The 24296-nt window shown below is 73.9% G+C and carries 18 protein-coding genes; 6 read left to right on the forward strand and 12 right to left on the reverse strand.

Translation table 11 applies throughout. The features are described 5' to 3' along the window. Positions 1 to 187: 187 nt before the first annotated feature. From IE274_RS11230 to IE274_RS11240, 3 genes are all read right to left on the reverse strand, one after another. Positions 188 to 760 carry a GNAT family N-acetyltransferase gene (locus tag IE274_RS11230; protein WP_190115516.1) on the reverse strand — a complete coding sequence of 191 codons (573 nt, stop codon included), beginning with the start codon at positions 758 to 760 and terminating at the stop codon, positions 188 to 190. A gap of 139 nt (positions 761 to 899) precedes the next feature. Beyond that, entirely contained in the window at positions 900 to 2195 is a 1296-nt protein-coding gene (locus IE274_RS11235; RefSeq protein WP_190115517.1) for a GAF domain-containing protein, read from the reverse strand. A 365-nt stretch (positions 2196 to 2560) separates the two neighbouring features. Next, positions 2561 to 4195, reverse strand: a complete 1635-nt coding sequence (locus tag IE274_RS11240; RefSeq protein WP_190115518.1) for an acyl-CoA dehydrogenase family protein — start codon at positions 4193 to 4195, stop codon at positions 2561 to 2563. A 17-nt stretch (positions 4196 to 4212) separates the two neighbouring features. Between IE274_RS11240 and IE274_RS11245 the strand changes: the two genes are divergently transcribed. Then, a complete protein-coding gene (locus tag IE274_RS11245) occupies positions 4213 to 5352 on the forward strand; it encodes a YihY/virulence factor BrkB family protein (protein ID WP_190115519.1) in 1140 nt (379 codons plus the stop codon). 1186 nt (positions 5353 to 6538) lie between these two features. Here the strand turns inward: IE274_RS11245 and IE274_RS11250 are convergent. Further along, positions 6539 to 7429, reverse strand: coding sequence for an NmrA family NAD(P)-binding protein (locus IE274_RS11250; protein ID WP_190115520.1), 891 nt, complete (start codon positions 7427 to 7429; stop codon positions 6539 to 6541). An 81-nt stretch (positions 7430 to 7510) separates the two neighbouring features. On the opposite strand from IE274_RS11250, the gene IE274_RS11255 reads away from it, so the two are divergent. Both IE274_RS11255 and IE274_RS11260 read left to right on the forward strand, forming a co-directional pair. After that, positions 7511 to 8467: an AraC family transcriptional regulator gene (locus IE274_RS11255; protein ID WP_190115521.1), complete on the forward strand. Its 957-nt coding sequence runs from the start codon at positions 7511 to 7513 to the stop codon at positions 8465 to 8467. Between the two features lie 9 nt (positions 8468 to 8476). Next, on the forward strand, positions 8477 to 9265 hold the full coding sequence (locus IE274_RS11260) for a helix-turn-helix domain-containing protein (protein ID WP_190115522.1): 789 nt from the start codon (positions 8477 to 8479) through the stop codon (positions 9263 to 9265). A gap of 6 nt (positions 9266 to 9271) precedes the next feature. Here IE274_RS11260 and IE274_RS11265 read toward each other — a convergent pair whose 3' ends face one another. Beyond that, the gene (locus tag IE274_RS11265) at positions 9272 to 9721 is read right to left on the reverse strand and encodes a VOC family protein (RefSeq protein WP_190115523.1); all 450 of its coding nucleotides are present in this window, start codon (positions 9719 to 9721) and stop codon (positions 9272 to 9274) included. Positions 9722 to 9847: 126 nt separating this feature from the next. Between IE274_RS11265 and IE274_RS11270 the strand changes: the two genes are divergently transcribed. Beyond that, positions 9848 to 10273, forward strand: coding sequence for an NUDIX hydrolase (locus IE274_RS11270; protein ID WP_190115524.1), 426 nt, complete (start codon positions 9848 to 9850; stop codon positions 10271 to 10273). Positions 10274 to 10359: 86 nt separating this feature from the next. On the opposite strand, the gene IE274_RS11275 is transcribed toward IE274_RS11270, so the two are convergent. The 6 genes from IE274_RS11275 to IE274_RS11300 form a co-directional block, all read right to left on the reverse strand. Next, positions 10360 to 11124 (reverse strand): hypothetical protein, encoded by a 765-nt coding sequence (locus IE274_RS11275; protein ID WP_190115525.1) that lies wholly within the window; start codon positions 11122 to 11124, stop codon positions 10360 to 10362. A 61-nt stretch (positions 11125 to 11185) separates the two neighbouring features. Then, positions 11186 to 12589: a prenyltransferase/squalene oxidase repeat-containing protein gene (locus IE274_RS11280; protein WP_190115526.1), complete on the reverse strand. Its 1404-nt coding sequence runs from the start codon at positions 12587 to 12589 to the stop codon at positions 11186 to 11188. 136 nt (positions 12590 to 12725) lie between these two features. Then, entirely contained in the window at positions 12726 to 15608 is a 2883-nt protein-coding gene (locus IE274_RS11285; RefSeq protein WP_190115527.1) for a glycoside hydrolase family 2 TIM barrel-domain containing protein, read from the reverse strand. A 103-nt stretch (positions 15609 to 15711) separates the two neighbouring features. Then, on the reverse strand, positions 15712 to 16257 hold the full coding sequence (locus IE274_RS11290) for a hypothetical protein (RefSeq protein ID WP_190115528.1): 546 nt from the start codon (positions 16255 to 16257) through the stop codon (positions 15712 to 15714). 76 nt (positions 16258 to 16333) lie between these two features. Beyond that, on the reverse strand, positions 16334 to 17209 hold the full coding sequence (locus IE274_RS11295; protein WP_190115529.1) for a 5'-methylthioadenosine/S-adenosylhomocysteine nucleosidase family protein: 876 nt from the start codon (positions 17207 to 17209) through the stop codon (positions 16334 to 16336). 16 nt (positions 17210 to 17225) lie between these two features. Continuing rightward, positions 17226 to 18833, reverse strand: a complete 1608-nt coding sequence (locus IE274_RS11300) for an AbeC-like domain-containing protein (RefSeq protein WP_190115530.1) — start codon at positions 18831 to 18833, stop codon at positions 17226 to 17228. Positions 18834 to 19362: 529 nt separating this feature from the next. On the opposite strand from IE274_RS11300, the gene rsgA reads away from it, so the two are divergent. Both rsgA and IE274_RS11310 read left to right on the forward strand, forming a co-directional pair. Further along, positions 19363 to 20487 (forward strand): ribosome small subunit-dependent GTPase A, encoded by a 1125-nt coding sequence (rsgA, locus tag IE274_RS11305; RefSeq protein ID WP_372447138.1) that lies wholly within the window; start codon positions 19363 to 19365, stop codon positions 20485 to 20487. A gap of 186 nt (positions 20488 to 20673) precedes the next feature. Continuing rightward, entirely contained in the window at positions 20674 to 22107 is a 1434-nt protein-coding gene (locus tag IE274_RS11310) for a DNA-3-methyladenine glycosylase 2 family protein (RefSeq protein WP_190115531.1), read from the forward strand. 89 nt (positions 22108 to 22196) lie between these two features. On the opposite strand, the gene IE274_RS11315 is transcribed toward IE274_RS11310, so the two are convergent. Then, positions 22197 to 24290 (reverse strand): immunoglobulin domain-containing protein, encoded by a 2094-nt coding sequence (locus IE274_RS11315; protein ID WP_229909461.1) that lies wholly within the window; start codon positions 24288 to 24290, stop codon positions 22197 to 22199. Between the last annotated feature and the right edge of the window lie 6 nt (positions 24291 to 24296).

Raw genomic sequence — 24296 nt, forward strand, 5'->3', positions numbered from 1 at the left:
CCTTTCGACGCAGTCCACCTCCGTCCGTATCTTGGACGTCTACGTCCCGCATCCTGGACAGGTTGTGCTCTGGTTCCCGCGCCGGGCTGGGTGCGCCGGGGGAATTTCAGCCCGTCCGGCGATTGAGGACGAGCGCGCAGCGCGATCGGGGGCGCCCCGGCCAAGGGTGCCGGTGACGCGGCGAACGTCAGCCGAGCTGCCCCGCCCCGGGCCACGGCCCCGGGGTGTCCTGCTCCCGCTCCTGCGAGACCTTCGTGTCGAAGAGGCGGAACCCGCGCCGCAGGTAGTTGTCCATCGCGTGCTCCCCGTCCAGGCTGCACGTGTGCACCCACACCCGCTTCGTCGCCGGGCGCCCGGGCCACCGCTCCGCGAGATCCCACGCCCGCGCCGCCCCGTACGACAGCAGGTGCCCCCCGATCCGCCGCCCCCGGAACGCCGGGATCAGCCCGAAGTAGAGGATCTCGACGACCCCGTCGTCCTGCGGGTCCAGCTCCACGTACCCCGCGGGCGTGCCCCTGTCGTACGCCACCCAGGTCTCCACGCCGGGCCGGGCCAGATGCTCCTGCCACTGTGCGTAGCTGAGGGAGAGCCGGTCCACCCAGGTGATGTCGGCGCCGACGGAGGCGTAGAGGAACCGGCTGAACTCGGGCGACGGCACCTCGGCCCGCACGATCCGGATGTCGCCGTCAGGCGCGGCGGCCGGGAGCAGATCGGTCGGGGCGGTCTGTTCGAGGGACCAGGTGGTGAGTGTGATGCTCATGCCGGTCAGGCAATCATGCGAGGTGGGGGCGGGCCAAGGCGGAATTGCCGGGGGCCGCGAGAGCCGACCCCGGGTCCCGGAAGCGGCGGCCGCCGAACCGCATGACTCGTGTAAGTCGGCCCACCGGGCCCCGCCCCGGTCAAGGCTCCGCCGCCGCCCGCGCCCGCAGCACCGCCGGGGCCAGGGAGTGCGGGAGCAGCCGCGAGGCGTCGTCCGGCAGGAGGAGCTGGACGTCCGCGTCCTCCTGGAAGCGGTACGGACGGTGGGCGAGGAGGCCGCCCAGATAGCGCCGGACCCGGGACAACTCCGCGCGGACCGTCACCGTGCGTGCCGGATCACCGAACAGATCCGCGGCGAGCCCCGCGGCGGTGCGGCCCGCACGGTGCACGGCGAGCAGATACAGCAACTCGGCGTGCCGGGGCGACAGTTCATGGGTCCAGCAGTCCGCGCTGCCGGTGACGGTGACCGTCCAGCGGTGCGGCGCGGCCACGTCCACCACGACCCGCGTCCCCGGCCCCGCCACGTCCCGCTCCTCGCCGTCCGGGCGCAGCAGCCAGCCGCCGGGCAGCGGCGCCACCGTGCACATGCCGAGCGCGGGCAGCCAGGACCGGCCGTCGGCAAGGGACTTGGGCAGTGCGAGCCGGTCCACCGGCGGCATGCCCGTGACCGCCGCCGTCCAGCCGTGGGAGTCCACCGCGACGGCCCGCCCGTCCATCCGGGCGAGCACCGGCGCGGCCACCGACCGCAACCGGTCCAGGGCCGTCAGATGCGCCTCGCGCAACCGCGCCTCGGCGAGCTTGGCGACCGAGCAGACCAGGGCGAGCGTCGCCGGATGCATGGTGTCGAGCGGCCCGCTGATGTCGACCACGCCGAGCAGCCGCCCGTCCCTCGGGTCGCTGATCGGCGCGCCCGTGCAGGTCCAGCGGTGGTGCGTGCGCACGAAGTGCTCGGCGGAGAAGACCTGGACCGGGCGCCGCGCCACCAGCGGCGTACCGACGCCGTTCGTGCCGACGGTGCTCTCCCGCCAGTCGGCTCCTATCTCGAAGCCGTGCCCGTCGGCCATCCGCAGCACCGACTTGTTGCCCTCGCGCCACAGCAACCGCCCCTCGGCGTCCGCGACGACCATGATGTGCTGCGCGACGTCCGCGACCGAGAGCAGCCCCTCGCGCAGCACCGGAAGCACATGTCTGAGCGGTGACGCCTGCCGCCGCCGCTCCACTTCGTCCATGCTCAACACGCCCGTACGGAAGTCGTGTTCGGGGTCGACGCCGCTCGCCAGCATCCGGTCCCAGGACGCCCCGATCACCGGCCGGGGCCCGACGCGGGGCCGCTGTCCGGCGATCCTGGCGTCGCGCACCTCCCGCAGCAGCCGTGCCGCCTGCGCGGTCTGCACGACCGTCAGCCGTTCGAGGTCGAACGTCGCATGCGTGTTCATCACCGGTTCCTCCCGCTCCCCGAGCCCGCCGACAGAGGGGGACACGTCTTCCATCGTGCCCTTCCGGGCGCGTCGAAGGACGTGCTTCACCCAGGTCGTACGATCCCGGACCCCGCACACCGTCCAGAGTTGCAACCCTCTGCAACTCTGGCGAACAGTCGTGCGGTGTTTGAAACTTGACCGTGTGCCGCCCAGTGCGGCACCCGTCCCGACGGGGCCTGAAAACCGGGGGTGGTGCCGTGTCGGCGCAGCACCACCCCCGTGACAGCGCCCGTCGGGCGTGAATTCCCCGCAGGCCGGTCCGGCCCCGGGCGCCGCCCCGCGAAGAGGCCGGCGCCCGCCGCCCGTCCGGACCGCCGGGCCCCTCAGAGCCGCACGGCCGCCCGCTCCACCACCGCCCCCAGGTCCAGGGTGTGCGGCAGCGTGCCGAACGCCGCACCCCAGTCCCCGCCGAGCCGCGAGGCGCAGAACACGTCGGCGACCTCCGGCGGGGCGTGCCGCACGAGCAGCGAGCCCTGGAGCACCAGCGCCATCCGCTCGACCAGGCGGCGCGCCCGCGCCTCGATGCCGTCCAGGTCCGCCAGCTCGGTCAGCAGGTCCTTGATCGCGCCGTCCAGCCGGTGATCGGCCCCGCGCGCGGCGCCCACCTCCTCCAGGAACGCGGCGAGCGCCTGCGGCTCCCGCTGCAACGCCCGCAGCACGTCAAGCGCCTGGACGTTGCCCGAGCCCTCCCAGATCGAGTTCAGCGGCGCCTCGCGAAGCAGGCGCGGCATCCCCGACTCCTCGACGTACCCGTTGCCGCCCAGGCACTCGAGCGCCTCGCCCGCCAGCGGCGTGCACCGCTTCGTCACCCAGTACTTCGCGGCCGGCACCGCGAGCCGCAGGAACGCCTGCTCCCGCTCGCCCCCGTCGTCGTACGCCGCCGCCAGGCGCAGCGCGAGCGTCGTCGCCGCCTCCGACTCCACGGCCAGATCGGCCAGTACGTTGCGCATCAGCGGCTTGTCGACGAGCTTGCCGCCGAACGCCTCCCGGTACGTGGCGTGGTGCACGGCCTGCGCCACCGCCTGCCGCATCAGCGCCGCCGAGCCGATCACACAGTCCAGCCGGGTCGCCGCCACCATCTCGATGATGGTGCGCACCCCGCGCCCCTCGTCGCCGACCCGGCGCGCCCACGTGCCGTCGAATTCGACCTCGCTGGAGGCATTCGACTTGTTTCCGAGTTTGTCCTTCAGACGCTGAATGCCGAATACGTTCCGGGAACCGTCCTCCAGAACCCGTGGCACCAGAAAACAAGTGAGTCCGGCCTCGGCCTGCGCGAGCACGAGAAAACCGTCCGACATCGGCGCCGAACAGAACCACTTGTGCCCGACGAGTTCATACGTACCGTCCTCGGCGAGCGCCCGCGCCCGCGTCGTATTCGCCCGTACGTCACTGCCGCCCTGCTTCTCCGTCATGCCCATCCCGAAGAGCACGCCCGCCTTCTGCGCGGCCGGCCGCAGCCCCTCGTCGTACACCGTGGACGTCAGCCGCGGCTCCCACTCGGCGGCCAGCGCCGGATCGGCGCGCAGCGCGGGCACCGCCGCGTGCGTCATCGACACCGGGCAGCCGTGCCCGCCCTCCGTCTGCGTCCACACCAGGAAGCCCGCCGCGCGCCGCAGGTGCCCGCCCGGGCGGTGCCACGCCGCCGTCAGGCCCGCGCCGACCGCCTTGCCGAGCAGCCGGTGCCAGGACGGGTGGAACGCGACTTCGTCGACACGGTTCCCATACCGGTCATGCGTGTGCAGTACAGGTGGATTCTCGTTGGCGAGCACCCCCCACTCCTGTGCCTGGGCGGAACCAGCGGTGCGGCCGAGCGTGGAGAGTTCCTCTCTGGCCGTCTCCAGGAGAGCCGGTTCGAGATGCCGTTCGACCCCCTCCACCAGAGCGCGGTCGCACGCGAAGACGTCATATCCCACCAGGGGCGGAGCCTGGTTGGTCACTGTGTGGGTGGTGGCTGCCATGCCGCTACGGTAAGGAGGTGCACCAGGCAAAAGAAACACCCGGGCGGCCACACGGCCGCTGGAAACGGGCCCGCGCTCTCTACCGCAACGTCTCCAAGCGCAGGACCGCCTGGCTGCTGCTGAAGGACACCGTCAACTCCTGCATCGAGTACCGCGTCCTCGGGCTCGCGGCGGAAGCGGCGTTCTTCACGCTGCTGTCCGTGCCGCCGCTGCTGCTCAGCCTCATCGGGCTGCTCGCGTACGTCGACCGGTGGACCGGTGCGGACACCATCACCAGCGTCGAGAACAACATCCTCGAAGCGTCCCGCACGATCCTCTCCGACAAGGGCGTCCGCGAGATCGCGCAGCCCATCCTCGAAGACGTCATGAAGGTCGGGCGGCCCGACGTCATCTCGATAGGGTTCCTTTTCGCCCTCTGGTCCGGCTCGCGCGCCGTCAACGTCTTCATCGACACCATCACCGTCATGTACGGACTCGACGGCGCCCGCGGCATCGTCAAGACCCGCATCCTCGCCTTCGGGCTCTTCCTCGTCGCCCTCGTCATCGGATCCGTCGCGCTGCCGCTGATGGTGGCCGGGCCGGACGCGGTCGTGAAGCTCGTGCCCGGGTCGGCGACCGTCGTCCAGATCCTCTACTGGCCCGTCGTCACCCTCCTCTCCATCATCTTTCTCACCACCCTCTACCACGTGTCCGTGCCCGTGCGGTCGCCCTGGGTCGAGGACATGCCCGGGGCGCTCATCGCCCTCGGCATGTGGGTGCTCGGCAGCTTCCTGCTGCGCATCTATCTCACGAGCACCGTCGAAGGGCCCACGATCTACGGGTCGTTGGCCGCGCCCGTCGCGGTGCTGCTGTGGATCGGGATCTCGGCGTTCGCGGTGCTCGTGGGCGCCGCCGTCAACGCCGCCATAGACCGGGTGTGGCCCTCGGTCGCCACGGCCTCCGCCCGCGAGGCCAACGAACGCGTCCGCGAAGCGAAGGCCGCCGAGCTCGTCGCCCGCGCCGCGGCCGCTCGGGCCGCGGAGGATCCCGACGACCCCGACATGCCGTCCGAGTTCCCCGAACGCTGGTCCCGCTTCCTGCCCCCCGACGACGTCTCCTCCCGCCTCCGCACCCACCACCACTCAAAACGAAACGGCGACCACCCCGACCCGGAATAGCCCGCGGCGCGTTCCCCTGCCCCGGCCGACCCCGACGAGGCCTCGCCTCACCCCGCCCGAACCTGGCGACGCCTCGCCTCACCCCGGCCGAGCCCGGCGGCGCCTCGCCCTCAACCTGGGCCAGGCCTGCGGCGCCTTCCCCAACCCCGCCCCTCCCCGATCCCGATGGCTGCCGCCCCCGGCCCCCCGCCGATCGCGCTGCGCGCTCGTCCTCAGGGGCCGGACGGGCTGGATCGGTCGCGGTCATGGTTAGGTCGTCCGGGCCTCTGCCGATCGCGCTGCGCGCTCGTCCTCAAGCGCCGGACGGGCTGGATCGGTCGCTGTCACGGTTCGGCGGTCCGGGCCTCCGCCGGTCGGCCTGCGGTCTTGTCCTCAGGGGCCGGACGGGCTGGATCGGTCGCGGTCATGGTTGGGTGGTCCGGGCCTCCGCCGGTCGGCCTGCGGCCTCGTCCTCAAGCGCCGGACAGGCTGGGTCCGCCCACCCCACCCCTTCACGCCTGAGCGCCGAAGCCCCGCTCATCCTCAGCCCCGAGGGGGTGAGGGCCCGCCCATGCCCTCTTGTCTGAGGGAGTGAGAGCCCGCCCATGCCCTCTTGTCTGAGGGAGTGAGAGCCCGCCCATGCCCTCTTGTCTGAGGGAGTGAGAGCCCGCCCATGCCCTTCCTGCCTGAGGGGGTGAGGGCCCGCCCATGTCCCCTGCCCGAGAGGGCGACGGCCCGCCCATCCCTCCCGCCCGAAGGGCGAAAAGGGGCGGGTGGGTGGGGAACAGCCCGTCCGGCGTTTGAGGACGAGGCGCGGAGCGCCGATCGGGGGAGGACCGTCCTGCCTGTGCGGGACGCCCACCCTCGTCAGCCCCGCCCGCGGGGCGGGATAGGGCGGGTGGGTGGGGAAGTCAGCCCGTCCGGCGATTGAGGACGAGGCCCGGAGGGCCGATCGGCGGGGGACTGTCCCACCCGCGAGGGGCATCAACCCACGAGGGGCGCCCACCGGCTTGGGGTGCCCATCCGCGAGGGGTGCCTACCCGCGAGGGGTGCCCACCCGCGAGGGGTGCCCACCCGCGAAGGGTGCCCCCGGCGCGTGGCGCCCACCGGCACGCGGCACCCGCCCGGCCCCTCCGGCCCGCCCGGCCCCTCCGGCCAGCCCGGCCGTTGAGGGGGTGCGGGAGTGTGAGGGAAGGGCGGGTGGGGGTTACTGCTTCCAGGTTGAGGTGGTGGCTGCTTCCTGGACGAACGTCGAGAATTCCCTCGGCGCCCGGCCGAGTATTTCCTGGACGCCGGTGGAGATGTGCGCGTTGCGCCCATCGAGGTTCGTTTCGAAGAGTTCGACGAGGAATGCGACCTCCGCGTCGGGGACCCCGAATTCGCGGAGGGCGGCCCCGTATTCGGGGGCGGGCACCGGCACGTACCCGAACTCCCGCCCGACGGCGGCGGAGACCTCGGCCACCGCGTCCCGGAAGGACAGCAGCCGTCCACCGCTCACCTCAAGCACGCGCCCGCCGTACCGCTCGCTCTCGGCGAGCACGGCGAGGACGACGTCCGCGATGTCCCGTACGTCGATGAAGGGTTCGAGGACCTCACCACCGGGGAACGCCAGCTCCCCGCTCTCGACCATGGCGTCAGCCAGCGGCCCTTCGCTGAAGTTCTGGGCGAACCAGCTGGCCCGCACCACGGTCCACCGGGCCCCGGGCACGTCGAGCGCGTCCTCCGTGGCGCGGGCCTGGTCCTCGCCGCGGGCGGAGAGGAGGACGAGGTGGCGTACCCCCAGCTCGACGGCCCGCCGGGCGAACGCGCCGACGATCTCGGCGGCACCGGGCGCGCCGACGTCGGGCTGGTAGGCGAGGAACGCGGCGTCGGCGCCGCGCAGGGCGTCCGCCCATGTCGCCGAGTCGTACCAGTCGAACTGCACCGCGCCCGAGCGGGAGGCGGAGCGGACTTCGTGCCCGGCGGCCAGCGCGGCCTCGGCGACGCGGCTGCCGACCCGCCCGGTCGCCCCGGTGACCAGCACGGTCACCGGCGCCGGAGCGACCCCAGTGGCCGGAGTGCTCTGCGTGGGCTGCGTGTTCTGCTCGTTTGTCGTCATGGCCACAGTCAACTCCCGCTCCCCGCACGGGCACCATCCGCGAAGGGCTCACGCACATACGCGTGCGTCTACGCTGCCCCCATGGACGTACTCGCAGGTCTCCTGGAGGGTCCCCGCGCCCGCGGGGCCTTCATGCTCCGCGCGTGCTTCGAGCCGCCGTGGTCGGTCCGCATCGCGGACGGGGCACCCGTATCGGTCATGATCATGGTGGCCGGCGAGGCCTGGATCGTCCCGGAGAACGCCGACGGCGCCCCGCACCCCGACCGGCCGCCCCGCCTGCTCCGCCCCGGCGACGTGGCGATCGCCCGCGCCCCCGACCCGTACCTGGTCACGGGCGACCAGGCCACCCCGCCCTTCGGGGAGATCGGCCCCGGCCAGTCCTGCGCACCGCTGAACGGCGCCGCCGAGGGCCACTACGCCATGCTCGGCCTGCGCCGCTGGGGCCAGCGCGACGGGGCGGTCCAGATGCTGATCGGGACGTACCAGATGCGGGGCGAGATCACCGGGCGGCTCCTCGACGCGCTGCCGCCGCTGCTGGTGCTGCCGACGGAGGTGTGGGACTGCCCGCTGACGCCGTTCCTGGCGGAGGAGATCGACAAGGACGAGCCGGGCCAGGAGGTCGTCCTGGACCGGCTCCTGGACCTGCTGCTCATCGCGGCTCTGCGGGCCTGGTTCTCCCGCCCGGAGGCGGAGCCCCCGGCCTGGTACCTGGCCATGGGCGACCCCGTCGTCGGCCCGGTCCTGCGGCTCCTGCAGGACGACCCGACGCACCCCTGGACCGTCGCGTCCCTCGCCGCCAAGGCGGGCGTCTCCCGGGCCGCGCTCGCCCGGCGCTTCACCGAGCTGGTCGGCGAGCCGCCCATGACGTACCTGACCGGCTGGCGCCTCGCCCTGGCCGCCGACCTGCTGCGCGACAGCGACCTGACGATCGCCTCGATCGCCCGCAAGGTCGGCTACGGCAGCGCCTTCGCCCTGTCCAGCGCCTTCAAGCGGGAGTACGGGGTCAGCCCTCAGGACCACCGCACGGGCGCGTCGTAGCCTGGGGACATGACGGTCGGGAGCGGTGGGCACGAGGGTGCGACGCCCTTGTACGCCGAGCGGTCCCCGTATGCCGAGCGGCCCTCGTACGCCGAGCGGCCCTCCGTCGTGCTGCCCGGCGCCGTCGTGTGGACGAAGACCGCGGTACCGGCCGAAGCCTCCGGCGCCCCGGCGGGCTCGCCCGTCCTGCCCGACGGCTGCATGGACCTGCTGTGGACCGAGGGCAGGCTGTTCGTCGCGGGCCCGGACACGCGCGCGTACCGGCCCGCGGCGGGGGAGCCCGGCCGGTACGTCGGCATCCGCTTCGCGCCCGGCACGGCCCCCGCGATCCTCGGCGCCCCCGCCCACGAACTGCGGGACCAGCGCGTGGAGTTGGCGGACCTGTGGGGCGCCGCCGAAGTGCGCCGCCGTACCGCACGCGTGGACGCGGCCGAGGATCCCGTGGCCGCCCTGGAGGCCGTCGCCGCGGAGCGCGCGGCCGACCGGCCGCCGCCCGACCCGCTCCTGACGGAGGTCGCGCGGTCGCTGAACGCGGGCCGCGGGGTCGCCGAGACCGCCGCCGCCGCGGGCCTGGGCGCCCGGCAACTGCACCGCCGCTCGCTGCCCGCGTTCGGCTACGGCCCCAAGACGCTCGCGCGCGTCCTGCGGCTCCAGCGGGCCCTCGCGCTGGCCCGGGCCGGACGGCCGTACGCGGACACGGCCGCCGCCGCGGGCTTCGCCGACCAGGCCCATCTGGCCCGTGATGTCAAGGAGTTGACGGGCATGCCACTGACCGAGCTGCTCGGCCGGACCGGCTGAGGGAGGTCAGCCCGGCAGCGGCGCGAAGAGGTCGGCACCGTTGCCGTCGGGGTCGAGCACCGTCGCGTACCGCTGTCCCCACACGGCGTCGAACGGCTTCAGCTCAGAGCGGTACCCGGCGGCCGTCAGCTCCTCGTACACCGCGTCCACGCCCGCGGGCGTACCGCAGTGGAAGGCGAGACCGATGCGCCCGGCCCCCGCCACCGGCTCCCAGTCGGGGGAGAAGGAGCGGACGGTGGCCTCGGTGTCGAGGGCGAAGCGCGGGCCGCCGGGGACGGTGGCCTCGGCGTGCGGCAGGTCCTCGGCGCCCGCCGGGAAGTCAAGGCCGAGTCTGCGGTAGAAGGCGAGCGACGCCGCCATGTCGGAGGTGACGATCCCCACCATGTCGAGGCGGGGCGTGACGTGCGTGCCGGGGGTGGTGGCGTTCGGGGTGTCGGGGGTGTCGTTGCTGTTCATGCCGGAAAGCGTAGGCAGCCCCTCCGTGCGGGTCTTGAAGGAATCGGACGCGCCGGGGGCGCGCGGGCGGGGCGCGGACGGCGTCCGTGACTGTCCGGGGGCCCGATTCCTCGCTACGGTGGTGGCATGGCTATCCCTGGCGAGAACCATCTTGCGGCAGCCGTCGTGGCCCACCGGGGCCGTGTGCTGCTCGTGCGTCGCAGTGAGACGGAGCGGTTCCTGCCACGCGTGTGGGGGGTGCCCTGCGGGAAGCTGGAGCCGGGCGAGAGTCCGCGCGACGGCGTGCTGCGCGAGCTGAAGGAGGAGACCGGGCTGCTCGGCCATGTCGTGCGCAAGGTCGGCGAGTCCTCCTTCGTCAGTCAGTACCGCGGGCACGAGGTCAAGAACTGGCAGGACAACTTCCTCGTCAGTCCGCTCAGCTTCGACGTGACGCTGCCCCACCCCGACCAGGACCACCGCTGGCTCACCCCCGGCGAGCTGGGCACGGTCGAGATCGACGACTACAACCGGGAGATCGTGGGTCAGGCGCTCAGCCGCCTGCGCATCCACTGACAGCCCCCGGACCCCGCACCGCCTAGGCCCAGGTCCCGCCGTCGCACCACCCGGACCCAGGCCCCCTCACCCCAGGCCCTGTTGGCCTAGGAGCACGCCAACTCCTCGCTCCCGCCGATCAGTTCGGCGAGCGCCCGCAGCTCCGCCAGATACTCCGCCACCTCCAGCGGTTCCTTGGCGTACGCCTGCGCCCGCCCGTCCCGGCCGCCACCCGTGAACACGTCCGTGTAGCGCCGCCTGCCCGCACCCGTCTCCAGGAACAGCGTCACCGTCGCCCCCGGCGAGGCGCACCACGCGCGGTGCAGCGCGTGCGACGGCAGGGCGTAGCCACTGCCCGCCGCGTACTCGGCGGTCTGCGTCAGGCGCAGCCGGGCCCGGCCCGCGGGCTCCAGGAGCCAGTCGCTGACCTCCGCCGACAGCGACTCGCGATAGCGCGCCGCCGCCAGCGGGCCGTCGCCCGCCGTCTCGTACAGCTCCATGCCGAGGGTGCCGCGCACCACGAACGAGGCCAGCGCCGAACGGTGGTTGTGGATGTCCTCCCGGCCCGCCCGGTGCGCGCCGGGATGCCAGACGTGCGCGCGCAGCATGTGCCGGGTGCCGACGTCCACGAGCAGCAGCTTGTCGAAGCCGAGGACGTGCCGGTACGACAGCCGCGCGCACCCCGAGGGGTCGCCGACACCCGCCGCCAGCTCCGCCACGAGCGCCGAGAGCCGCCCGGGGGAGCCCAGTTCGGCGACGACCGTGCGCGCCGCCCGCACCAGCTCCTCCTCGTCGGCCCCGATCAGGTCGACGAGCCCGTCGAGGGACCCCGACAGGAGCCGCCTGGCCCGCAGCACGTGCCGACCACCCATGCGGTCACGCCGCCTTCCGTCCGCTCCGCCGCCCCGCCCGCCGGGACTCAAGGACCGGCTCTCAGCGGTCCGGCTGATACATCCATACGGCATGGGCCCGCAGCGCCGAAAGGCCCTGATAGGTCATCCACAGGGGGCGGCCGAGATCGTGCCCGTCCCAGTTCCAGATGCCGTCGTCCTGCTGGCGCAGCACCCCGGCGACCGCGTCCGCGAGCAGCGCCCGCCACGCCTCCTCGCGCCCCTCGGCCACGGCGATCTCCCAGGCGCCCGGCGTCAGCAGCGCCCGCACCATCCACGCGGCCGTGAAGTGCCGCACGAAGAGGACCTCTTGACGCCAGGAGTCCTGCGGGTGCGGGCGGCGCACCTCCTCCTGCGTGTTGAGCAGGTCCGCGCACTCCTCGTGCCCGGACAGCGGGCACGACAGCAGCCAGCGGATGCCGTCCTCGCGCGCGGCCCGGGTGTTGCCGTCCTCGCCCAGGACGCGGGCCGCGCGGTCCAGGGCGACGACGGCCTGCGCCGTGTGCGCGGGCGAGGGGCGGGTGGTGTGCGCCGCGGGCACGCGCAGGGCCGGGCCCCAGCAGCGGCGGTGCTCGCGGGCGGGGTCGGTGATGGTCCGGTCGACCAGCTCGTCCCGCAGCCGGGCGATGGCCGGGGACGCTGGCGCCGCGCGCAGCATGCCCCGCAGCACCGTCGTCACCACGTGCGTGCGGGCCAGGCCGGACGGCTCCAGGTCCGCCGTGAAGCGGGCCGCGCAGCGCGCCGCCTCGTCGGCGAGCCGCGCCGGGTCGGCGCCCGCGCGGGCGAGCGCTCCGAGCACCAGGGCCGTCACCTCGGGCCGGGGCGCCGCCCCCTGGGAGCGCGCGGCCCAGCCGCCGTCGGGAAGCCGCTGCCGCCACAGCGTCTCGACCAGCTCCGAGGGGTTCAACCTGCCGTCCTGCACGCCGAGTTCGAGGACGAGATGGAGTCCGTACGCGGTGCCGGTGGGGGTGGGCCGCACCGGCAGGGTCTGTTCGTCGAGGGCGTGCGGCCAGCCCGTGAGGAGGCCGCGGTCGGGGTCGTCGAGGACGGCGAGCTCGGCGTGCAGGGTGCGGTGGGTCGCGGCGGCGAGCGCCGGGAAGGGGCCGGGGGCGTGCGCGGCGCCGGAGGCCGTGCCGGTGCCGGGAGGGCGCGGCGCGGTGGGCGCGCCGGAGTCGTCCGTGCCCGCCCGGGCGCGCAGCAGGGCCGCCGCCAGCCAGGCGGCCACGCCCGTGCCGACGCCGCTGACGCCCGCGATGCCGTAGCGCGCGGCGTCCGTGGACAGCTCCTGCGGCAACACGCCGACCAGGGACTGGAACACCGCGTACCCCGCCGCGACGCAGCCGAGGCCGCCGAGCCAGCCCACGAACCGGCCCTGGCGCGAATCGCCCGGGGGCGGCGGCTCGGGATCCGGCCGGACCGGGCTGCGGCGGAGCTGCTGCTGTGACACAGGGTGTTCCCTCCCCCCAGGGCGGCGCGTGGGTCGTCGTCATTCCCAGTCTAGGCGGCCGTAACCGTGTTCCTCCGGGTCAGACGGGGTCCCGAGCCCGGTGGCCGCGGGGCGCGCCGCCCCGTTCAGTCTTCTCTCACCACCCCCGTTCGGCCATGGTGAAGGTGAACGTGAACTCCGCCGGTGCGACCCGGAGTTCATGGCGCTCAAGGACTCCGGGGCCGCACGACTGCGAGCCGATGCCGCGCTGCCCGTGGTCGAGGTGCACCCACACCGTGTCACCCGGCGTCAGATCCGTGCGGTGGGCCGCCGCGTCCAGCTGCTCGCTGCTCCAGCGCCGGGCCGTGAACCAGAACTCCGGGTCGCCGACGATCCGCACCCCGCCGCCGTCGAAGCCGTCGCGCAGCTCGGCCCAGCGGACGTCGGGGCGGGCCCCGTTCTCCTGCGGGCGGACGTACGGCGTCTGCATGCCGTCGACGTGCAGGTACCAACGGCTCACGCTGGACGCCGACTTGGTGTCCGGGTACGCCTCGCCGGGCCCGCCGCCGAACCAGTGCGCGGAGCCGAGCGCGGCGGGCAGGCCGAGCCGGACGCCGAGCCGGGGCAGCGGCACCTGCCAGTCGCCCTCCGGCGTCACCGACACCGCGAGCCTGAGGGCCGTGCCGTCGGACGTCCAGCGATAGACGGTCCGCAGCGCCAGGTCGCGCGCGGCCGGGGCCACCCGGGTGCGGACGGTGAGCCCGTCCGCGCCCGACTCCACGCCGTCCAGGCGGTGTTGCATGCGGTCCAGGCCGAGCTTGCGCCACAGCGGGCCGTAGCGCGTGTCGGGCTGCCAGGGCGCGCCGTCGTCGTTGTCGGTGGGCGCCCGCCACACGTCGAGGCGCGGGGCGGCGGTCAGGGTGAGGTCGTCCAGGCCGCGCAGCTCGCCGGTGCGGGCGTCGAAGCGGCCGGGGCCGAGGGCGATGTCGTAGCCGCGGCGACGCGGGCGTTCACCGGTGGCGACGGGCACGGGCGGGCGCGGGGTGACGGCGAAGTCGGCGCGGGCCACCACGTGGTCGAGGGAGGTCCAGTTGGTCTCCTCGCACACCATCGCCGACACGTGCAGCCGGATCTCGGCGCCGCCCGCGACCGGCGGCGGGTCGGGCAGCTTCAGCTCGACGCTCTCGCCGGGGCCCAGCTCGGGCGGCACGTCGAGGGGGCCCGACACCGGGTGCTCGGGGCCGTCCACGAGGTACGTCCACTCGAACGCCAGCTCCGAGAGGTCCGCGAAGTCGTACAGGTTGGTCACCGACACCGTGCCGGACACCGGGTCGTAGGTGAAGCGCACCGGCTGGATGACCTGCTTGTAGTCGAGGAGCCCGGGGGACGGCGTCCGGTCGGGGAAGCACAGACCGTCGCAGACGAAGTTCCCGTCGTGCAGTTCCTCGCCGAAGTCACCGCCGTAGGCGTGGCCGAACTCCGGGTGCCGCAGGCCGTGGTCGATCCACTCCCAGATGAAGCCGCCCTGCAGCCGCTCGTACCGCTCGAAGAGGTCCTGGTACTCGCGCAGGCCGCCGGGGCCGTTGCCCATGGCGTGCCCGTACTCGCAGAGGACGAAGGGCAGTCGGCGCCGCGCCTCGGGTCCCTCGTCCGCGCGCTGCCCGATGCGTTCGACCTCGGCGTGGTCGGCGTACATGCGCGAGTACATGTCGGTGTCCTGGCAGGAGGGGTCGCCCTCGTAGTGCAGGAGCCGGTCCGGGTCGCGGTCGCGGATCCAGGCGGCTATCGCGCGCAGGCCCTTGCCGGTGCCGCACTCGTTGCCGAGCGACCAGACGATCACCGACGGGTGGTTCTTGTCCCGCTCGACGGTGCGGGCGGCGCGGTCGAGGAGGGCCGGGGTCCAGCGGTCGTCGTCGACGGGGTTGCCGCGCCACCCCAGCGTCGTGAAGCCGTGGGTCTCCAGGTCGCACTCGTCGATGACCCACAGGCCCAGCTCGTCGCACAGGTCCAGGAAGGCGGGGTGCGGCGGGTAGTGGGAGGTGCGGACGGCGTTGATGTTGTGCTGCTTCATCAGCTGGACGTCCGCGCGCATGGTGTCGCGGTCGAGTGCGCGGCCCTTCTCCGGGTGGAACTCGTGCCGGTTCACGCCCCGGAACAGCAACGGCCGCCCGTTCACGGTGATCAGCCCGGCGGTGAGCGCGACCGTCCGGAACCCCACCCGCAGCGCGATCCGCTCGCCCGCCGTGGCCAGCTCCGCGTCGTAGAGCCGGGGCCGCTCCGCCGACCACGGCTCGACCGGCACGGTCACGCTCTGCCCGGTCGCGACGTCGACGCCCAGTTCCGGCACCCGCACCCGGCCCGGCACGTCGGAGTCCACGCGCAGCGTGCCCGTGCCCGCCTCGTGGTCGTACGAGGCGTGCGTGAAGAAGTCCCGCGCAGCGCCCTCCGGCCGGTGCAGGAGCGTCACGTCCCGAAAGATCCCGGGCAGCCACCACTGGTCCTGGTCCTCCAGGTACGACCCCGACGACCACTGGTGCACCCGTACGGCGAGGACGTTGCCCTCCGGCCGCAGCAGATGTCCCACCGCGAACTCGTGCGGCAGCCGAGACCCCTTGAAGTCGCCGAGCGCAGTGCCGTTCAGCCACACCCGCGCACACGACTCGACCCCGTCGAACCGCAGCACCGCGGCCCCGTCCGCGGGCCAGTGCGCGGGCAGGTCGAAGCCACGCAGATGGTCACCGGTCGGGTTCTCCGTCGGCACCCGCGGCGGGTCGACGGGGAACGGATACATCTGGTTGGTGTAGACGGGCGCGCCGTGGCCCTGGAGCACCCAGTGCCCGGGCACGACGACCTCGTCCCAGGCGGCGGCGTCGAAGCCGGCGGCGGCGAACGACTCGTCGAGCCCGTAGGCGCCCGGGGAGAGCCGGAACCGCCAGCTCCCGTTCAGTGAGAGCACGGCGGCGTCCGAGCCCGCGTACCACGCGCGGGGCGCGAGACCGCCGGTGCCGGGGGACACGTCCTCGTGGTGGAGAAGTTCCATGGGTCCATCACAACCCGCGGAAGGTGCGGTCTCAATTCTTTGCGTCGGCAGGTTGTTGGATTCTTGCCGCGCTGTGTGGACCGAACGGCCGCGCGCGGTGTCCTCAGCCCCGCCCGAGGTCGGCGTACCCCACGATCTGCCAGGCGAGGACCCCGACGGCGGCGGTCTCCGCGCCCGAGACCGCGAGCAGCGGCCAGGTGAGGTGGCCGTTGACCCAGAAGGCGGTCAGCGCGGCCAGGGGCGAGACGGTGAACGCCAGCAGGTCCACCGCGAGCTGGAGCGCCTTGCGCGAGCCCCGGCGGTGGTCGTCGCGGTGGGCCGACTCCCAGGTCAGGATCTCCTCGTCGGCGTCGAGGACTTCGGCCAGGCGCGGGGCCAGGGTGGTGCGCACATGGCGGCCGATCGCGGAGATCTTCTCGTCGTTGACCAGGTACGTCCAGCCGAGCAGCAGCGCGATCGGCGGGAGCAGCAGGAGGAGCGCCAGGTGGTCGCCCACGCGCATCGTGGAGGCGATGACGGCGGCCGTGGCGGCGAGCATCGCGTACAGGAAGTTGTCGCGCAGCCGGATGCGGCCGGTCTGTTCCGCCTTCAGTTGTTCGTACTCGGTGAGCAGTACGCGTCCGAGGGTCACCTCGTCCGGCTGCGCCATCCTGCCTCCGTACGGTCGGGGTCGATCAGGGCGAGTGCGGTCGCCTGCGGGGCCCCGGCAGGGCGCGCGGCAGGGGTCACAGCAGGTGGGGGAGCAGGGCGCAGAAGACCTCCGCCGCGTTGCGGGCGGCGACGGCGTGGTGCTGGTCGTCCTTGTCGGGGCCCGCCGTGTCCGACATCCCACGGACGATCAGCCACGGTTCGGGCGCGCCGTGCGCGGGGCCCGCGTACACGGCCTCGGCGAGGCCCGCGCCCTCCGTCTCCACCGCGAGGACCTTCTCGTTGTACTGGCGCAGGTAGGCCCGCTCGGCGGCTTCGGTGTCGGCGAGCACGGCCTCGCCGGAGCCGATGGGGCCGCGCCGCGCCCGGTGGTCCCCGGCGCCGGGCAGCGGCCAGGGCTCGTCGTGCTCGGTGAAGAAGTCGTTGACGGCGTGCTGCACCTCGGCGGCCACGGGGTGGCTGCGGCCGCGCCGTCGGATTCCCTCGGGCGTCACCTTGCGGGGTTCGTAGTGCACGACCTCCTGCGCCACGACGACATCCCCCAGGCGCAGGTCCGGGTGGATGGCACCGGCGATGCCGACGAGGGCGAGGAAGCGCGGGGCGTACGCGTCGCGCAGGGCCGCCACCGCGCTGCCCGCCGACAACTGGCCCGGGTGCAGCGCCTGGGTGACGGCGACCCGCACCGGGCGGCCCGCGTCGGCCCAGCGGAACTCGCGGAACCGTTCGCGGCGCGCGGTGACCGTCTTGCGCTGCGTGCCGCGCCGGGACAGCGCGGCGATGAGGGCGCGGGTCTCCACGGACAGGACGGTGACGACGCCGAGGTCCCAGGTCTCCGGGTCGGGTCCCGGCGAGGGGTCGGGGTCGTCGGCGCTCTTGGCGGAGACGGTGATGCTCCCCGAGCCGGTCTGGATGATCCCGCTGTTGTCGGTGCTGATGACCCCGTTGTTCCCCACGGCGTCCCTCCCGGGATCACTTGCCGACACTCGTGCCCTCACCCATGGCTCCCGACATGTCGATGTCCCCCGAGCCGGTCTGGATGATCCCGCTGTTGCCGGTGCTGATGACCCCGTTGTTGAGGATGGCCGTGGCCCGCCGCCGGAACTCGGAGGTGTCCACGCCGCGCTCGGTGAGGTAGTCGCCGACGGTCGACAGGAGCCGCTGCTCGATGATCTTCAGGTGCTTCACGACGTCGAAGGTCTGGAAGTAGTTCTCGTCGGCGCCGATGGCCGCCAGTTCGCGCGCGCTGCAGTCGGCGCCTATGTCCCGGCCCCGCTTGAGCTGCGCCACGGTGGCGTCGCCCCCGCCGCCCAGCGCGCCGAGCAGGGGCAGCGGCGCCCGCAGCAGCCGCACGGGCGCCAGCGCGATGTCCCGGATGCGGATGCCGTGGTACGCGGCCGCGCGCAGCGTCGCCAGCGTGCCCGTCCCGCCGATGGTGTCGACGACCTGGTACGCGAGGCGGGTCGGCGCGAGCGCCCGGCTGCTGAACTCGATGTACATCGTGCGCCCTTGCAGCGACACGTGGACGAAGACGGTGGTCACCACCTCGCCGCCCCAGGACTCCACCTGGCACGTCAGATAGTGCCGGACCGTCTCCTGCGGGCGGTCTAGGACCCGCTCGACCAGCGCGGCACCGGCGTCCGGCTCCAGGTCGTCCGCGTAACCGCGCGCGTAACGGCCCTCCACGAAGAGGGAGTCGAGCACCCGCAGGCCCGGGAGCCGGGTCTCGGGGTCCTCCTCAGAGCCGAGCGTCGTGATCGCGCGCCGCAGTTCCTCCACCAACTCCCGGGTGGCGAACGGCTTCTTCTCGAACTCGACGTCCTTGTCGACGCCGAGCGGCTTGGCCTCGACCAGACGCTGCGCGAACGACCAGGTGCGCAGGCGGCTGCCGCTGCCGACGAAGGGCCTGTCGCCCGAGTACACCACCATGGGGTGCCGCTGCTGGCTCTCGATCACGGCCAGTCGGCCGCGGGCGCGCGGGCGGCGCGGGTCGGTGCCGTGGGCGCGCAGCCGGTTCACGGCGAGTTGCCGCAGCGTGCCGAGCACCGCGAGGACGGCGGGGAGCGTCAGCGCGATCACGGCGGCCGCGGTGATGCCGCCGTCGTCGCGCACGCTGTCCCTGACGGCCGCGAACACGCCCACGGTGAGCAGGGCGGCGATGACGACTCCGTAGCCGATGTCCCGGTGCCAGGAGGCCTCGGGCGCGTCGGCCTCGGCGCCGCCGGTGGACCTGTCCCGCACGGCACGGAGGGAGCGCACGCCGTACGTGAGCGCCGCGAGCACGAGGCCGACGTCGAAGAGGACCACGGCGGCGAGGAGCGCCGGGAGCGGGTACAGCAGGATCGCCGCGCAGCACAGCGTGAGCAGGACGGCGTCGCCGATGGTGGACAGCCACCAGGCACGCCACGCGTGCGTCACGACGGGCACGAGGTCGTAGCCGTACGACGGCGCCACCCGGCGTTTGCGGGCGTTGTACACCCGGTGCAGGACGGCGTCGCGGAACTCGGTGTCCAGATAGACCCCGGCGCACAGTCTCCGGGTCGCGGTGCGGTCGAAGATGGGTGATTCAGGCGTCGTCATACGTCCCCCGTAAGTGCTCCGCCCGAGAGAGCACACCATCCTATCGGCGATACGGAGGCCCGTCAGGGGGGAACGCGTCAGATTTGATGCCCCAACTGCCTTGTCCTGCCTGGTAGTTGAGTGAGTGGTGGGGTGAGGCCGCCCGGCGGTGGCGCGAGGTGCGGATCGGGCGGGGGACGGGCGGGGACCGGGGCGGGGACCAAGCGGGGGACCGAGCGGCGGAAAAACAGGTGGCGGCCCGGCGGAGGCCGGAGTTACAGTCAACGCGTTCCTCGGCGGAAGCGAGACGCGACCGCCGTAGTCGGCTGAGCAGGACCCAGGAGGTGTGACCCATGGCTGTCGTTGTGAACGGTGCTGCCCGCACCCAGACGTTCATCCACATCACCTCTGTGGTCTCCGGCTGACCTCTCTCGTCCTTCGCCGCGCCCGTCCGGCGCGTGGGCCGGGGCCACCCTGTGAAGGGTTCCCCTTGTCTTCCTCCGCTTTCCGTACCTCTTCCGCTTCTTCTGCTGCTTCCGCTGCTTCCCCGGTGTTCGCGGACACCGCTGCCTCCGGGGCCTCCGCCGTGCCCGCCGTGGATTCCCTCGTGCCGTACGGCTGGGACGAGGACTGGGCCGCCGCCTTCGCCCCGTACGCGGCGCAGGGGCTGCTGCCCGGCCGCGTCGTCCGCGTCGACCGGGGCAGCTGCGACCTCGTCGTCACCACCGAAGGCGTCATCCGCGCCGACACCACGTACGTCACCCCGCACGACCCCCTGCGGGTCATCTGCACCGGCGACTGGGCGGCCGTCGACCCGATCGGCAGCGACCCCCGCTACGTACGCGCCTACCTGCCCCGGCGCACCTCGTTCGTGCGGTCCACCTCGTCCAAGCGGTCCGAGGGCCAGATCCTCGCCGCCAACGTCGACTACGCCGTCATCGCGGTGTCCCTGGCCGCCGAGCTCGACCTCGGCCGCATCGAACGGTTCCTCGCGCTCGGCTGGGAGTCCGGCGCCCAGCCCGTCGTCGTCCTCACCAAGGCCGACCTCGTGCCCGACGCCACCGCCCTGTCGTACCTCGTCGAGGACGTCGAGACGACCGCGCCCGGCGTGCAGGTGCTGCCCGTCAGCGCCGCCGACGGCGACGGCGTCGACATCCTCGCCGCGACCCTCTCCGGCGGCACCTCGGTGCTGCTCGGCCAGTCCGGCGCGGGCAAGTCCACCCTCGCCAACGCGCTCGCCGGCGCCGACATCATGGACGTCCAGGCGATCCGCGACGTGGACGGCAAGGGGCGGCACACCACCACCACCCGCAACCTGCTCGTCCTGCCCGGCGGGGGTGTCCTCATCGACACACCGGGGCTCCGCGGCGTCGGCCTCTACGACGCCGGGACCGGCGTCGGGCAGGTCTTCTCCGAGATCGAGGCACTGGCCGAGGGCTGCCGCTTCCAGGACTGCGCGCACGTCGCGGAGCCCGGCTGCGCGGTGCTCGCCGCCCTGGAGGACGGCACGCTCCCCGAGCGGCGCCTCGACAGCTACCGGAAGCTGATCCGGGAGAACCAGCGCATCGTCGCCAAGACCGACGCCCGGGTGCGGGCCGACATGCGCCGCGAGTGGAAGCGGCGCGGGGCCGAGGGCAAGGCGGCCATGGAGGCGAAGCGTGGGCGTCTGCGCTGAGCGCTCCGGTGGCCCGGGGTGATTCGACCTACGGGCCGGCGGGGGGCCGATCGCGCGGTTCCCCGCGCCCCTTCCAGGGGCGTGCTGCCGCACCGGAGGCCGCTCGGTCCCCGGTGCGGCGGGGCCGCGAGCGTGGCGTCCGATTTCCGCTAGCACCTGTGCCCGTCCCGGCTCACACTGGATGACGTGAGTGACCAGGACACCAGGTACGAAGCCGTCCGCAGCCGCGACGCCCGTTTCGACGGCGAGTTCTTCTTCGCCGTCGAGACGACCGGCATCTACTGCCGGCCGAGCTGCCCGGCCGTCACCCCCAAGCGCCAGAACGTCCGCTACTACCCGACGGCCGCCGCCGCGCAGAGCAACGGCTTCCGCGCCTGCCGCCGCTGCCGCCCCGACGCCGTGCCCGGCTCCGCCGAATGGAACGTCCGCGCCGACGTCGTCGGCCGGGCCATGCGGATGATCGGGGACGGCGTCGTCGACCGCGAGGGCGTCGGCGGCCTCGCCGTCCGGCTCGGCTACAGCGCCCGCCAGGTCCAGCGCCAGCTCACCGCCGAGCTCGGCGCGGGCCCGGTCGCGCTCGCCCGCGCCCAGCGCGCGCACACCGCGCGGGTGCTGCTGCAGACCACCGACCTGCCGGTCACCGAGATCGCGTTCGCGGCTGGATTCGCGAGCGTCCGGCAGTTCAACGACACCATCCGGGCGGTGTACGAGCTGACGCCCACCGGCCTGCGCGCCGCCGCGCCCAAGCGGGGCGGCGGCCGCGGCACCCCCTCCGCCGGGATCCCGCTCCGCCTCGCCCACCGCGGCCCCTACCAGGCCGCCGCCGTCTTCGACCTGCTCGCCCACGAGGCACTGCCCGGCGTGGAGGACGTCAGCGGGGAGCGCGGCGCCCGGACGTACCGGCGCACGCTGCGGCTGCCGTACGCCTCCGGGATCGTCGCCGTCGAGGAGCGCGACGCGCGCAAGGGCGGCGACAGCCACCGCTGCGGCTGGCTCGAGGCCCGCCTCCACCTCACCGACCTGCGCGACCTGACCACCGCCGTGCAGCGCCTTCGCGGGCTCTTCGACCTGGACGCCGACCCGTACGCCGTCGACGAGCGCCTGTCCGCCGACCCCCGCCTCGCCCCCCTCGTCCGCGCCCGCCCCGGCCTGCGCTCGCCGGGCGTCGCCGACCCGGAGGAGTTCGCGGTGCGGGCGGCCGTGGGCAGGGAGGAGGCGCGGCGGCTCGTCGTCGCGTACGGCACGCCGCTGTCGTCGCCGTGCGGCACGCTCACGCACGTCTTCCCGGCGCCCGAGGCCCTGGCCGAACGGGTCCCGCTCGCGGCCGCCCTCGCCGACGGCACCGTCCGCCTGGACGCGGGCGCCGACCGCGACGACGCCGAGCGGCACCTGCGCGCGGTGGACGGCGTCGACGCCGTCGCCGCCGCGGCCATCCGCACGCGCGCCCTCGGCGACCCGGACGTGGCCCCGCCGGGCGAGCCGGTGTCCGACGCATGGCGGCCGTGGCGGTCGTACGCGGTGCGTCATCTGCGGACGGAACGGGCAGCGGAACGGGCGGCGGAACAGGCGGCGGAGCCTGCGAGGTCGCACGGGGAGGAGCCCCACCTCCTGACGGCGTAGGCGCCCGCACGGCAGCAGGGCGCTTCCGTGGCCTTGTGGCGCGGAAGCCCCCTGCTGCTTGCTCGACTCTGCTTAGCGGGTGGCGGAGTTCACCCCGTCCCGCCCAGGCCGTTCGTGCCGCGTCGGGCGCGTCGCATCGCGTACCAGCCCGCCGCCGTCAGCGCCGCCGCGAGTGCCGCCGCGCCGCCGATCGTCTGACCGGTCGAGGCCAGGCTGCCGCCCGAACCCGCGTTGCCGGTACCGCCGACGGTCCCGCCGGAGGCGCCGGCGCCGCCGGTGCCGGAGCCGTCCGTGTCCCCGGATCCGCCGGAGTCCGAGCCGCCCCCGTCGGAGCCGTCGTCGGACCCGCCGTCGTCCGGCCCGCCGTCACCATTGCCGTCCCCGCCCCCGGACCCGTCACCCTCGGCGAACGTCACCGGCACCCGCACGTCCTGCGAGCGGTCGCCGGGGAGGGTGTGGTCCGCGCGGGTCGCGAGGACGCAGCGCGTGGTGAGGCAGTCCGTCGACGTGTCCTTCGCGTCGACGGTCAGCTCGACCTTGAAGGAACCGTCCTTGCCGTACGGGGTGGCCAGGTCCGCGCCGTGCGGCGGCGGGTTGTCGGAGATCCACGCCGACGCCTTCGAGCCGCCGTCCGTGGCCGCGCCGCCCACGCAGGGCGTCGGCGTCCTGCCCGGCCCGTTGTCGACGCACAGCGCTACGTAGATGCCCTTCTTCTCGTCGTAGCCCGTGCCCGACACGGTCAACTTCTGTTTTCTGGGCGCCAGTTCACTCACCGGCGTGACGGTCAGGCGCTGTCCCTGGGGTCCGGTCGCGGAGCCCTCGTCGTCCGGTTCGCCGCGGACCTTGAGGGTGGCGGGCGCCGAGTGGGCCCTACCGGCGTCATTGGTGAACTCGGCGCGGTAGCGGTGCCCGTCCTGCCGCGCACGGGCGGTGAAGGTGTACGAGGGTTTCGTGGCGCCGTCGACCGCGCTCCAGGAGCTGCCGCCGTCCGTGCTCTCCTGCCAGCGCACGGTCGGCTCGGGGGAGCCCTCCGCCCGTGCGGTGAGGGTGACTTCGGCCCCGGCGTCGGCCGTCACGTCGGCGGGCGACGCGGTGACCTTCGGCGGGGTGTCGCGTTCGATGCGGGTGATGCGGCCCTGGGCCGGGCTGGTCACGAACACCTCGGCGCCGCCCGGTGCCACGGCCACGGCCGCGTAGCCGAGTTGGGCCTCGTTGCCGGGCAGCGAGACCGGCTCGGCGACCGGCTTCAGGGTGCCGGTGTCGAGGACCGTCAGCGAGCCCCGGCCGTCGTAGTCGGGCGCGTCCGGATCGCCGACGTCCTGCCGGGCGACGTAGGCGCGGGAGCCGTCGAAGGCCACGTCCCGCGCCAGGTCCTTGCCGTCGACACTGCCGCGCGCCGCGCCGTCCGCGCCGAACACCATCACCGTGTGCTGCCGCCCGACCCACACCGAGCCGGTCGCCGGGTCGACGGCGGTGAAGCCCTCCGACCCATCCGTGACGGGGAGTTCGACGGTCTTCGTCACGGTGAAGGAGGTGGTGTCGACGCGGTACAGCTTGTTCTGCGCGAGGTCCGCCGACCACACCGCCTTGCGCGCGGTGTCGAGGGCGAACTGCCCGCCTCCCGGCAGCGTCAGGGTCCGCTCGGGCGCCCCGGTGGCAGTCTCGACCTCCGTCAGGACGGCGCCCTGCGCCACCAGCGTCGTCCCGTCCGTGAGGCCGGGCCCGACGTCGGTGACCTTGGCGCCCGGCAGCCAGACGCCCTTGGCCTCCGGGTCGCCGCCCTTGGCCGTGCCGAGGCCCTTGAGCGGATAGTGGAAGACGACGCCGTCGCCCGGCAGCGGCGCGGCGATCTTGCGGACGGCCGACTCGCGCGGCACGCCGTTCGAGCCCGGCGCCTTGGCGGTCCGGCCGCGCACCGCGCCGCTGGACCGGTCGAGCACGTACAGCCCCATCTCGTTGACGTCCGCCGTCCCCGTGTCGTCGTCGGAACCGACGTACAACTTCTTCGCATCGGGGTGGATCAGTACGTCGAGCGGTCGTCCGGCCGTCGTGAAGTCGCCCGTGCGCCGGTAACTCACCTTCTCCTCCTGGGAGTCGGTGCCCTCCGGGCCCGCGGGGGCGAAGCCCGTGGAGAGGGTGGCGAGCGTCAGCGCCGACGCGGTCAGCAGCGAGGTGCGTCTCATCGCGTG

Origin of the sequence: Streptomyces flavofungini, assembly GCF_014650815.1 — a bacterium.
In the GTDB taxonomy this organism is placed as follows: Bacteria; Actinomycetota; Actinomycetes; order Streptomycetales; family Streptomycetaceae; genus Streptomyces; species Streptomyces flavofungini.

Coding starts and splice junctions, on each gene's coding strand:
- IE274_RS11230 (WP_190115516.1), bottom strand. CDS start 760: ATGAGCATCACACTCACCACCTGGTCCCTCGAACAGACCGCCCCGACC.
- IE274_RS11235 (WP_190115517.1), bottom strand. CDS start 2,195: ATGAACACGCATGCGACGTTCGACCTCGAACGGCTGACGGTCGTGCAG.
- IE274_RS11240 (WP_190115518.1), bottom strand. CDS start 4,195: ATGGCAGCCACCACCCACACAGTGACCAACCAGGCTCCGCCCCTGGTG.
- IE274_RS11250 (WP_190115520.1), bottom strand. CDS start 7,429: ATGACGACAAACGAGCAGAACACGCAGCCCACGCAGAGCACTCCGGCC.
- IE274_RS11255 (WP_190115521.1), top strand. CDS start 7,511: ATGGACGTACTCGCAGGTCTCCTGGAGGGTCCCCGCGCCCGCGGGGCC.
- IE274_RS11260 (WP_190115522.1), top strand. CDS start 8,477: ATGACGGTCGGGAGCGGTGGGCACGAGGGTGCGACGCCCTTGTACGCC.
- IE274_RS11265 (WP_190115523.1), bottom strand. CDS start 9,721: ATGAACAGCAACGACACCCCCGACACCCCGAACGCCACCACCCCCGGC.
- IE274_RS11270 (WP_190115524.1), top strand. CDS start 9,848: ATGGCTATCCCTGGCGAGAACCATCTTGCGGCAGCCGTCGTGGCCCAC.
- IE274_RS11275 (WP_190115525.1), bottom strand. CDS start 11,124: ATGGGTGGTCGGCACGTGCTGCGGGCCAGGCGGCTCCTGTCGGGGTCC.
- IE274_RS11285 (WP_190115527.1), bottom strand. CDS start 15,608: ATGGAACTTCTCCACCACGAGGACGTGTCCCCCGGCACCGGCGGTCTC.
- IE274_RS11290 (WP_190115528.1), bottom strand. CDS start 16,257: ATGGCGCAGCCGGACGAGGTGACCCTCGGACGCGTACTGCTCACCGAG.
- IE274_RS11300 (WP_190115530.1), bottom strand. CDS start 18,833: ATGACGACGCCTGAATCACCCATCTTCGACCGCACCGCGACCCGGAGA.
- IE274_RS11315 (WP_229909461.1), bottom strand. CDS start 24,290: ATGAGACGCACCTCGCTGCTGACCGCGTCGGCGCTGACGCTCGCCACC.